Source organism: Candidatus Edwardsbacteria bacterium RifOxyA12_full_54_48, assembly GCA_001777915.1.
In the GTDB taxonomy this organism is placed as follows: domain Bacteria; phylum Edwardsbacteria; class AC1; order AC1; family EtOH8; genus UBA2226.
This window is the reverse complement of record MFFN01000008.1, coordinates 1-11,053: the sequence shown is the minus strand read 5'-3', so window position 1 is coordinate 11,053 and position 11,053 is coordinate 1. Positions and strand designations below refer to the sequence as shown.

General features: G+C 60.6%; 10 protein-coding genes. 2 read left to right on the top strand and 8 right to left on the bottom strand.

Features of this window, described 5'->3' with window-relative positions; all coding sequences use genetic code 11:
- Positions 1-15: 15 nt before the first annotated feature.
- Positions 16-789 carry a hypothetical protein gene (locus A2273_11095; GenBank protein OGF06109.1) on the bottom strand — a complete coding sequence of 258 codons (774 nt, stop codon included), beginning with the start codon at positions 787-789 and terminating at the stop codon, positions 16-18.
- A 100-nt stretch (positions 790-889) separates the two neighbouring features.
- On the opposite strand from A2273_11095, the gene A2273_11090 reads away from it, so the two are divergent.
- Complete coding sequence (locus tag A2273_11090) at positions 890-1,372, top strand: hypothetical protein (protein OGF06108.1); 483 nt, start codon at positions 890-892, stop codon at positions 1,370-1,372.
- Positions 1,373-1,446: 74 nt separating this feature from the next.
- Here the strand turns inward: A2273_11090 and A2273_11085 are convergent, their stop codons facing one another.
- The 4 genes from A2273_11085 to A2273_11070 are packed head-to-tail and all read right to left on the bottom strand — an operon-like array spanning position 1,447 to position 6,973.
- Complete coding sequence (locus A2273_11085; protein ID OGF06107.1) at positions 1,447-2,958, bottom strand: D-alanyl-D-alanine carboxypeptidase/D-alanyl-D-alanine-endopeptidase; 1,512 nt, start codon at positions 2,956-2,958, stop codon at positions 1,447-1,449.
- 59 nt (positions 2,959-3,017) lie between these two features.
- Positions 3,018-4,439, bottom strand: a complete 1,422-nt coding sequence (locus tag A2273_11080; protein ID OGF06106.1) for a hypothetical protein — start codon at positions 4,437-4,439, stop codon at positions 3,018-3,020.
- Between the two features lie 36 nt (positions 4,440-4,475).
- Positions 4,476-5,897 carry a hypothetical protein gene (locus A2273_11075; GenBank protein OGF06105.1) on the bottom strand — a complete coding sequence of 474 codons (1,422 nt, stop codon included), beginning with the start codon at positions 5,895-5,897 and terminating at the stop codon, positions 4,476-4,478.
- Between the two features lie 5 nt (positions 5,898-5,902).
- On the bottom strand, positions 5,903-6,973 hold the full coding sequence (locus tag A2273_11070) for a hypothetical protein (protein OGF06104.1): 1,071 nt from the start codon (positions 6,971-6,973) through the stop codon (positions 5,903-5,905).
- 1 nt (position 6,974) lies between these two features.
- Between A2273_11070 and A2273_11065 the strand changes: the two genes are divergently transcribed.
- Positions 6,975-7,232, top strand: coding sequence for a hypothetical protein (locus tag A2273_11065; GenBank protein ID OGF06103.1), 258 nt, complete (start codon positions 6,975-6,977; stop codon positions 7,230-7,232).
- Here A2273_11065 and A2273_11060 read toward each other — a convergent pair.
- From A2273_11060 to A2273_11050, 3 genes are all read right to left on the bottom strand, one after another.
- Entirely contained in the window at positions 7,216-8,310 is a 1,095-nt protein-coding gene (locus A2273_11060) for a 6-phosphofructokinase (GenBank protein OGF06102.1), read from the bottom strand. The genes A2273_11065 and A2273_11060 overlap by 17 nt on opposite strands.
- A complete protein-coding gene (locus A2273_11055; protein OGF06101.1) occupies positions 8,307-8,588 on the bottom strand; it encodes a hypothetical protein in 282 nt (93 codons plus the stop codon). The genes A2273_11060 and A2273_11055 overlap by 4 nt, the downstream gene beginning before the upstream one ends.
- Before the next feature lie 380 nt (positions 8,589-8,968).
- Positions 8,969-10,114: a hypothetical protein gene (locus A2273_11050; protein ID OGF06100.1), complete on the bottom strand. Its 1,146-nt coding sequence runs from the start codon at positions 10,112-10,114 to the stop codon at positions 8,969-8,971.
- Positions 10,115-11,053 lie beyond the last annotated feature (939 nt).

Sequence of the window (11,053 nt, the reverse complement as noted above, 5' to 3'; positions counted from 1 at the left end):
TATCCGGGGTTGGCTTCAGCCCCGGCCCTTTTCCGACGACTCCAGCTTGAGGAACAATTTTATCAGCCGGGGATCGAACTGTCTGCCGGCGGCCTCCCCCATCTCCTTGAGGGCCTGGGTCCTGGTCTTGGCCGTTTTATAGGGGCGGATGTTCCGCTTGACATCGTAGGCGTCGGCTATGCTCAGCAGCCGCGAGGCCAGCGGTATCTTCTCGCCCCTGAGCCCCCGGGGGTAGCCGGTGCCGTCCCACCATTCGTGGTGGTGCAGGATCTGGTCGGCCACCGCCGTTATCTCCGGGGTGGCCAGGGCGATCCGGTAGCCGATCTCGGAATGCTTTTTGGCCGCCTCCCATTCCTTGGGATTCAGCTTGCCGGGCTTGGAGAGGATGGCGTTGGATATGGCGATCTTCCCCACGTCATGAAAGGAGGCCAGCAGCATCAGGTCGTCTATCTCGGAGTCCTGCAGCTTCAGCTCCAGGGCCATCTTCAGCAGGTATTTCTGCAGGTGCTTGGTGTGCTCCTCGGTCTCGTAGGCCGACTCCCACAGGGTCTTCTCCAGGGAGCTCAGGATCCGGCTGCGGACGGTCTTGCCCTCCATCATCTTGTACTGGTACATCCAGTCCTCGGCTTTTTTCAGCACCCGGTCGATGTCCTGGTTCTTGTCCTGCTTGGTGGCGGTGCCCAGGGCCACGCTCAGCTGGACGGGTTTCTTGGGGCTCCGGCTGCAGGACTGCCTTATCTTTTCGCATATCCGGATGGCGGTGTCGGCCCCGGTCCCGGGCAGCAGCACCGCGAACTCGTCGCCCCCCCCAGCGGGCCACCACGTCGCTCTTGCGGCACTGCTTTTTGATGATCTCGGCGGTCCGGACCAGGAACTTGTCGCCCTGCTGGTGCCCGAAGGCATCGTTGATCAGCTTCAGGCCGTTGACGTCCCCGATGATCAGGCTGATGGGCAAAAACCTCTCGCTGTCCAGCCGGCTCAGCTCCTCCTCGAAGTAGGCCCGGTTGTACAGCCCGGTCAGCTTGTCGTGAAAGCTCAGGTAGTTGATCCTCTCGTCGTTCCGGCTCCGGTCCTCCAGCTCGTCCTTGAGTTTTTGATTCACCTCCTCCAGCTGGCCGGTCCGCTGCGAAATTTTTTGCTCCAGCTCCCGGTTGGTCTGCTCCAGCAGGCATTCGGCCTTCCTCCGCTGGTTCAAAAGCCGCTGGCCCAGTATCCCGAATATGACGAACAGCCCCCCGACGGCCCCCCGGAAATATATCTCCATCGGCTCGGGGTGCAGCACCTGCTGGATCAGGTCTCCCTCCCGGAACAGGTAGGTGTCGATGAAGGTGTCCGCGATCCAGAAAACCGCCGTCCCGATCAGGCCGTATGATATCATGCTGAAGGCGCTGTACCTTTTATCGCAGTCCATGAGGCCTCCTTTTAGTTCATTGTAAAATCACCGATTCAGGGCGCCGCCCTGGCCAGCCGGGCCACGATGGAATCCTGCAGAGCCCGGACGGAATTGGCTTTTGAGGTGTAATTGTTGAACATGATGGCAAAGCAGTATGTTTGGCTGCCGGGGCCGGACACGAATCCCGCCAGCGATGATACTCCGGTCAGGGTCCCGGTCTTGGCCCGGATGACCCCCTTATGCTGGTCCTCCGTCAGCCGCCGGGCCAGGGTGCCGTCGGCCCCGGCGATGGGCAGCGAGGACAGCAGCTCCGGCCGGAGGGCCGGGTCGCGGTAGGCTTCCGATAGCACCGCCACCAGCTGCTCGGCGGTGCACAAATTGTAGCGCGACAGCCCCGAGCCGTCGGCCATCCGGAAGCTTTCCTGGCCGAAGCCCATTTCTTTGAGCATCTCTGTCAACCGGTTGTTCTTTGCCGGGTCAGGGGTGATCGAATCCTGCCCGTTGCCCAGCCGGCGAAAGATCATCTCGGCGGTGAAGTTGTCGCTCTCCTTGTTCATGTGGCGGATTATCTGGTACAGGGGCGGCGAAACATGCCAGCTCAGCTCCGGCTTTTCCGGGGGGGTGGACCCGGCCCTGACCGTCCCGGCTATCCGGATGCCGTTGGCGGCCAATGCCTCCCGGAAGACCGTGCCGCAGTAAAGGGCGGGATTGGTGACCGTCCGGACTAGGTAGCTGAGGCCCTGGTCGGCCGCCATGGTCCCGGTGATTCTGACCAGATCGCCGGCCCCGGTGAAAGAACGGTCGGCCCTGATCCTGGCCTGGCTGCCGGCCTTTACGGTGGTGGCCTGGTTTTCGATGGACAGGTAGGCCGTTCGGGGATTGAGCTCGGCCCGCGGCCTCCGGCCCGGCCGGCTCCCGGGACGCAGCCCTATCTCGAAGGTGTTGCGGTTCAGGGACAGGGCCGATACCGGGGCATTGTAGGCATAGGGCCCCTCGTCCCACATCCAGCCGTAGCCGAAGCTGGTGGTGTCGAAATAGCCGGCATCGGCGATAAGGTTCCCGGTCACCTGTTTCAGCCCCATGGCCCTCAGGCGGTAGGCCAGGGCCTCCAGGTCGGCGACCTTCAGCTCCGGGTCGCCCAAGCCCTTTAGATACAGGTCGCCCTTTATCCTTCCCAAAGCGTCGATGCTGTCGCCGTGGACCGCGGTGCGGAAGCGGTGGTTGATGCCCAGCTGGCGGTAGGCCGCGGCGGTGACGAACAGCTTGTTGACCGAGGCCGGCACCATCAGGCTGGAGCGGTTAAGGGAATATATCTCCCGGTTCGAATCCAATGATATTATATAGACCGCCCGGTTGGCCTGGAACAGCAGGCTGTCGGACAGAATGGTATCGATGGCCCGGCCCAGGGCCTCTCTTTTGATCTGGAAGCTGTCGGCCGCGATGGTAAGGGGTGGCGCCGGCGGGATCAGGGCCCGCCCGCCTCCGCAGCCCGCCCCAGAGGCCAGCGATAGGACCAAAAATATTGTCCGGTAGTACGTTTTGAAACGGCTTCTATTGATGTTCATCGTCAGACCACTCTTGTTTTTATTTATCCAGCGGAGGACAGGATTGTTCGCAGATCTGGTCATTGTTTATCGCCGGCCTTCCTCAGCCAGCCCCGGGCCCCGATCTCGCTGAATATCTCCCTGGCCCGGTCCGAGTACTCCCCGGCCTGTTCCGGTCGGCCCTGGGATTCGAGCGCTTTCCCGTAATAATGACAGGCCTTGGCAACCTCAAACGGTTGCTTCAAGTCCTGATAATTGGTTATAGCCTCACGGAAACCATTCCCGGCGGCATCATGTCTTCCCAGGGCGCTGTCGATCCTGGCCTGCAACAGGACCGTTTGGATATGCCCCTGCTTCGATCCCAGTTTTCCGGACAGCTCAACTGCCCGCGACAAATGCTCCTCGGCCCTGCTTGTAACCTGTTCGGCCAGGGCCATGTCCGCCAGGTTGATGGCCACCCGGAAAAGGATCTCATTCTCTTCTATGGCTGCGGCCGTTTCTGCCGCGGCCTCCAGCAGTTTCCGGGCCCGCTCCCTGTCGCCGGTTTCCATCAGGATGCGGGCCAACGCCACCTGGCTGTATGCCTGCCCGGAGCAGTCGCCCAGCTGTCGCCGGATATCCAGGGCCTGTTCGGTCTGGGCCTGAGCCAGCCGGTGGTCGCCGAACTGGGCCTGCAGTATGGCCGAGTTCTGCAGGATCAGGGCGTAGCCCAGCTGGTCGCCGGTCTCCTGGCGGATCTTCAGTGACCTCCCGTAGCATTCCAGGGTACGCTGGTAATCGCCGAACAGCGAATGGACGTAGCCGATGTTGTTCAGGCAGGTGGCCTGGCCGGTGCGGTCGCCTATTTCCAGCCGGATCGCCAGCGACTGGTTGAAGTGGTCCAGCGCCGATCCCTTGTCCCCCAGCCGGAAAAGGGCGGCCCCGATATTGTCCAGGGTGGTGGCTTCGCCCCTGCGATCGCCCAACCGGCGCCGCAGTTCCAGCGCCTGCCTATGGTGGTCCAGCGCCTGCCGGTTCTCGCCGATCAGCCCTTTTACAAAGCCAATGTTTCCCAGGGTGTAGGACAGACCGTTGGGGTCGTCGATGTTGCGGTGCAGCTCCATGGCTTGGAACAGATACTCCAGGGCCGCCAGGTGCTGACCGCGGTAGGCCATCGACATGGCGATATTGTTCAGGCAGGCCGCCATCCCGCTTTGGTTGCCGCTGTTCCGCTCGAGCTCCAGGGACATTCTGACATAGCTTTCCATTTCCTGGTAGCGGTTGAGCACTGCCTGGGACTGGCTGAGCTGCAGCAGGCATTCCGCCTGGGCTTTCAGGTCATGAAATTCCCGGGCCAGGGCCAGGCCGCGCTCCAGGTCCTGCAGGGCCTGCTGGTTCCGGCCGATCAGTCCCAGGACCTGGGCCCGGTTGTGCAGGATATGGACCGCCCTCAGGGGTACGATCCTATGTTCCTTTCTGGCCGTTCCTTTCATGTCCTTCTGATGGCGGCGGTCTCCGTTCAATGCGGTTGTTTTTCCGGCCGGGCGGATCCCGGGCCATTATACGATGTATTTTTTCTGGCTTCCCTGCTCGAACTTCTCCGCCTCGGCCTTGCGGTTCTCGAACCCCGCCTTGCCCATCAGGCCGTAGGCATAGCGCTTGCCCTCCTCCACCCCCGGCTGGTCCATGGGGTTTATTCCGAACAGTCCGCCGGCGTAGGCGGTGGCGGTCTCCAGCAGGAACACCAGCTGGCCCACCGTCCGGGGGCCTGTCTCCGGGATGATGAAGCTGCAGTTGGGCCGGCCGTTCTTGGACAGGGCCAGGGCGGTGGCCAGGGCCTCGGCATTCAGCAGCTGCCCGAAGCTCTTGCCGCCCAGGTAGGAGATATCGCCGATGGTGGGATAGGCCCGGGGGATGGTTATGTCGTTGCGGAATTTCTCCACCCTCATAAATGTGATCACCTTGTCCCGGGGCCCTTCGATGTACAGTTGCAGCTGGGAGTGCTGGTCGGTGGCCCCCAGGGCCTTGACCGGGGTGGGCCCGGTCTCCACCACCCGGTTCTGGTTGTCCACCCGCTTGCCCAGACTCTCGGCCCATAGCTGCCGGAACCAGTCGGCCATGGGGTACAGGCTGTCGGAATAGGGCATCATAACATTGATCCGGTATCCTTTTTGGTAAAGCAGATACTGGCTTAGGGCGTACAGCCGGGCCGGATTCTTCCAGGGGTTCTCATTAAGGGTCATCTTCCGCATCTGATCGGCGCCCGCCAGCAGGGACTTTACATCCGCCCCGACCATGGCCAGGGGGAACAGCCCCACCGCCGTCAGCACCGAGAACCGCCCGCCCACCCCCGAGGGCACCTCCAGGCTGGACAGCTTCTCCCGGTTCACGATCTGCCGCATGATCCCGCCGGCCGGGTCGGTGGTGACCACCAGGTTCTTCGACCAGTTCTTCCCCAGGCTTTTGATCAACCATTGCCTGATCCACAGGAACTGGGCGCTGGTCTCGGCGGTGGTGCCGGACTTGCTGATCAGGTTGACCAGGGTCTTTTTGGCCTTCAGCAGGGCCAGCACCGCCCTCAGCTTCTCCGGGTCCACATTGTCCAGCACCCACAGCCGGGGCCGCCCCCGGCGGGCCTTTTTGTCCTGCAGGTTATGGGTGGCGGGATTAAGGGCCGAGTGGATGGCGCTGGTGCCCAGGGCCGAGCCTCCTATCCCCAGCACCACCAGGTCGTCATGCTTTCCCTTATATTTTGCCGCCAGCTTCAGGCTGGCTTTTAGATGCCGGTCGGTGGCCGGCAGGTCGAAGAAATCCATCTTCCCGGCCTGGCGCTTGGCGTAGAACCATTGGCTGGCTTGGGCCGCAATTCTTCCGGCCGCCTCCAGTTCGGCCGGGCTGAGGCCGTAATTCCCCAGCCGGTCGGCCATCAGATTGTTGAAATCTAATCTTATGCGGTGGTTCATGGCGATCCTCCTAATCATTTATATCATGGCTGGGCCTGATATTCAAGCCCGGCCGATATGATATTTTGGTTCAGGCCCTGGCCGGAAAGCGGCCGGCTGCTGGCCCCGGAACAGGCCAGCCTCAAGGGGCCCAGGCGGAAGGCCAGCCCTCCGCTTAAGAAATACATATCCTGCAGGTGGGGGTCGTAGCGCCGCAGGAAAGGGTCCAGGGGATGCCGCAGGCTGTAGCTTCCGGCCAGGACATCCAGCCGGCCCCCGATCAGTTCGATCCGGCAGCCCAGGTGGTAGTCCGCCTGCTCCAGGTATCTCGACGACACCAGGTGCCATCCGGTCAGCTCCATTCCGGCCTGGGCCTCAAAGCCCGGCTCCGGGGCGTAGGCGATGCTCAGCCAGCCGACAGGGGGAATGGCCCCGGCCAGCTTCAGCCGATCCTCCGTAGAGTCCCCGTGGAAGGTGGTATAGCAGGACACTTCCGTCTTGCTCCTGAATCCGGCCGAGAAGCAGAGGTCCTGGCCCAGGTCGGCCGACATCCCGGCCGAGAAGCCCGGAGCCGTCCCCCGCCCCTCGGCCAGCGGACCGGCCGGGCCGGCCCATTTAAAATCAAAACTGGTCAGGCTGACGGAGATCCCCAGAGTAAAATGTTTTATGGCCGACAGCGACCAGCCGGCGGCGTATTGATCCAGTGACAGCCCGGCCCGGTCGATTATCTCCGGATCCAGCATATCGGGGAAGCACAGGTCGGCATCCATGGCCCGCCGCCAGCCCAGGGCCAGATCGTTGGCCCTCCATTTTAATCTGGCGGCCGCGGCCGAAGGCAGGGCCGGAGATCCATCGGTGGATACCGACAATGAGCTGCGCCCTCCGGAGAGATCGGAGGCCGACAGGATCAGCTGGTATCGGCCCGGCTCCGTGATCCGGGCCGGATTGCCGAACAGGGCCGCCGCCCCCCGGGCAATATCCAGGCCGTTGCCCCGCCCCAGGGTCAGGGCCCCTATCGGCTGGTAGTAGTTATGCTGGAAGGGCAGGACCAGGAGATAATCGTATGATGCCCCGCTGTTGGCCGCCCGGGCCTGATAAAAGATCCCGGTCCCCATTATGATTGTTATCGCCGAACGCAACAGCCTGGTCATTGAATGTAATTTAACCAACTTTTTATTATTGGAAGAAACCTTTGTGTTCTTCGCGTCTTCCGCTTACGCTTTATACTCGGCTGCCTCGAGTGCCATCCGCTTTCGCTTTCAATTGGCTACCTCGAGTGCCATCCGCTTTCGCTTTCAATTGGCTACCTCGAGTGCCATAGCTTTAGCGGAGGCACTAGCGGTAAAAGGAAAAGATTTCAATCCCCAAAGCTGACCCCCACCGAACGGGCGGCCTTGATGATCTCGGAGTCCGGACTGACCAGCCTTAAACTGCCCACCGCCTCCTGCAGCGGAACCGATTCCACATTGAGCCCCTTGAGGGCCACCATCCGTCCGAACTGCCCGGCCGCCGCCAGCTCCACCGCCTTGACCCCGAAGCGGGTGCCCAGTATCCGGTCGAAGGCCGAGGGGCTGCCGCCCCGCTGCAGGTGCCCCAGCACCGTCACCCGGCACTCGATGCCGGTCCGGTCCTCTATCTGTCCGGCCAGCTGCTGGCCGATGCCGCCCAGCCTCAGCTGGTCGGTGGACTCCTTGATGATCCTCTGGACCACCATCTGGCCGCCCTCCGGCTTGGCCCCCTCGGCCGCCACGATGATGGAGAAGCGCTTGCCCCTGCTGCCCCGCTCCTGCACGGTGTGGCAGATGCTGTCCAGCTGGAACGGGATCTCCGGGATCAGGATGACGTCGCCGCCCCCGGCCACCCCGGAGTACAGGGCGATCCACCCGGCGTAGCGCCCCATGGTCTCCATGATCATCACCCGGTGGTGGGACATGGCGGTGGTGTGCAGCTTGTCCAGGGCCTCGGTGGCGGTGACCAGGGCGGTGTCGAAGCCGAAGGTGACGTCGGTGGCGGCCAGGTCGTTGTCGATGGTCTTGGGCACCCCCACCACATTGACCCCCCGCTCCATCATCTGGGAGGTGATGGCCATGGTGCCGTCCCCGCCCACCGCGATGACGGCCTCTATGTGAAGCTTTTTGATGTTTCCGGCCACCCGGTCGAAAACGTCTATGAACTCCAGGTCGCCGTTCGGCTTATGCACCGGATATTTGAAGGGATTGTCCCGGTTGGAGGTGCCCAGAATGGTCCCGCCGGTGTGCAGGATGCCGGAGACGTCGTTCCATCTCAGCTGGTGGAACCGCCCCTCGATCAGCCCGGCATAGCCGTCCTCGATCCCGATCACCTCCATGTTATAATCGTTGACCGCGGCCTTGGTGACCGCCCGGATCACCGCATTTAAACCGGGGCAGTCGCCCCCGGCGGTCAGCAGTCCGATGCGCTTGATCTTGTTCATGATATTTTTCCAATCGTTTGATTGACAGTTAACCACAAAGACACCAAGGCACAAAGATTTCTTTTGCTAGCTATCGGATAAAGAAAATCATATTCCCTCTCCGCTTCGGGGAGAGCCTGCAATGAGCCTGACCTCTTGTTGCCCAAACCGAAGTGGCAGGGAGGGGTCCGTCTCCTATACCACGGGGCTTTTGAACCACCAAGCGAGGCACTGAGCTTGTCGAAGTGTCGCAGAGGCTTTTGAACCACAAAGAACACAAAAATCACAAAGAAAATCATATTCCCTCTCCGCATCGGGGAGGGGTAGGGGAGGGGTCCGCCCCCTGTAAACTGTAGACTCTCAACTGACGTATGCCCACACATTCAACTTGCCAGGCAGGCCAGCCTTCTCAGTGTGACAGGCCATTAACTTTGGTTATTCAGTAAAGATCCGCGGCAATCTGCGTTGATCAGCGTCCCATTGTTCCCCGTTGAGCTTCTTAACCACAAAGGCACAAAGACACTGGGTTCCTTTTCAGAATTCTACCTTCTGTATTCTAGATTCTATATTCACACATTCAGCCAGCCAGTCAGGTGAGTCTTCTCAGTGTGACAGGCTTTTATTCTTTTAACTTTAAGCTTTGAACTTTATACTGCTGCCCGACCTTTATGACCGCCCCCTAAAAATTCTGCTCCCGGGCCAGCCGGGCGATGAAATCCGCCGCCATATACCCGGCCCTGGGCTGGGCCAGCTTTTTGGCCGCCCGCTTCATCTGCTGCAGGCGCCCCGGTGTGCCCAGCACCATCTCCAGCTTGTAGCTGACATCCACCGGATGCATGGCCTTGACCCCCGCCCCGCCCTCCAGCAGCATGTCGCTGTTCATGTCCTCCTGCCCCGGTATGGGGTTGATCACTATCATCGGCAGTCCCTGGGACATGGCCTCGGCGGTGGTCAGTCCGCCGGGCTTGCTGATCACCAGGTCGCAGGCCGCCATGTACTGGTCCATCCGGTCGGTGTACCCCACCGGCAGGAGGGGGAAAGGCAGGGCCGGCGCCAGGGCCTGGAGTCTCTGCAGCATCTTGCGGTTGTGCCCGGTGATGGCCAGCAGCTGGAATTTTTTCCTGACCCGGACCAGGTCGGCCACGATATGCTCGATGGGGCCCACCCCGAAGCCGCCCGACAGCAGCAAAACGGCCGGCAGGGCCGGCGCCAGGCCCAGCCCCTTTTTCAGCGCCGCAAGATTTTTTTTCTGGGAGAAGACCGGCAGCACCGGAATGCCGAAATCATGGATCCGCTCCGGCCGGATGCCCATGGCGCCCAGGTGGTGCTGGCTGGCCGAATTGGCCACGATGTAATAATCGCATTCCTGGTTGATCCAGTAGGAGTGAAGCCCGTAATCGGTGACCACCGTAACCAGGGGGCAGAAGATCTTCTTCTTCCGCTTCAGCTCGGCCAGCAGCTGGGAGGATAAAAAGTGGGTGGTGACGATCACGTCCCAGGGCGTATCCTGGATGAAGCTGTTGAATTTGAGGGCGTTGATGTTGTCCATGAAGCGGCGCAGAAAGTCCGGCTTCTTCTCCCGCTTCAGCCGGTCGGAGGTGGTGAATATGTAGCCGTACAGCAGGGGCTGCTTGCTGGCCAGGTACAGATAGACGTCCCGGTAGACCTTCTTGTAGAGCATGGTGGAGAACTGCAGGATGTCTATGTGGCTCACCTGGAACTCATCGGGATAGCGCTGGACCGTCCCTAGCCACTGTTGGATGGCCCGGGCGGCGGTGGTGTGGCCGGAGCCGGCCGAGGCCGAGATTATCAGTATCCGTTTCATTGTCTGCCGCTGTTGGTTGATGGTTGTTGGTTAGGGGGCTCTTGAGCCGCAGAGACGCAGAGGCTTTTGAACCGCAGAGACGCAAAGGGCGCCGGGACCTTTCCCACGAAACACACTAAACTGCACGAAATCTTCATTACTTTACTGCTGGTTTAACCACAGAATGCACAGAAAACACAAAGATACTGGGTTCATTACAGTCATTGCGAAAACTCTTCCTGACTACCAGATGATGCAATCCCATATTGTCATCCCCGTCCTCTCCCTGCCTGCCGGCTTCCCTCTCCGCTGCGGGGAGGGAGTGAGGGTGGGGTTGGGGATCCAGGGTTCTTGAGCCGCAGGGACTTTTCCCCACCAAACACACTAAACTACACGAAATCCTTACTACTGGTTTAACCACAGAACGCACAAAACTCACAAAGGGTTTACTTTATTCCGCCCATCGTGTCATTCCCGCGCAGGCGGGAATCCAGGCTTCTTTCCTCTCACCAAGACACAGAGACACCAAGTCTTTACTTCTTTTAAACTTTGCGCTTTAAGCTTTTAAGCTGGGTATTGTCCCCTGTCAACTGTAAACTGTAAACTGGCATCTGCTTTCTACTTTATGAACTTTAAACTGCGTACTTTCCCCGGCTCCTGTCTCCTGTATACTGTCTACTGTAGCCCCCACATTCAACCCGCCAGGCAAGCCAGCCTTCTCAGTGTGACAGGCCATTAACTTTGGTTATTCAGTAAAGATCAGCGTCAATCTGCGTAAATCTGCGTCCCATTGACCCGTTGAGCTTTCGAAACACAAAGCGCACAAAGATCACAAAAGATTTTATTTAATGCCACGTTTCAGTGCTTTCGTCATTCTGGGCCCGGAACCGCCGGGCAGGGTAGGTCTCAACCCAATGCCGGTCGTTTTGGCCGGGCCTAAATGACCGGCCGGGGACGGGG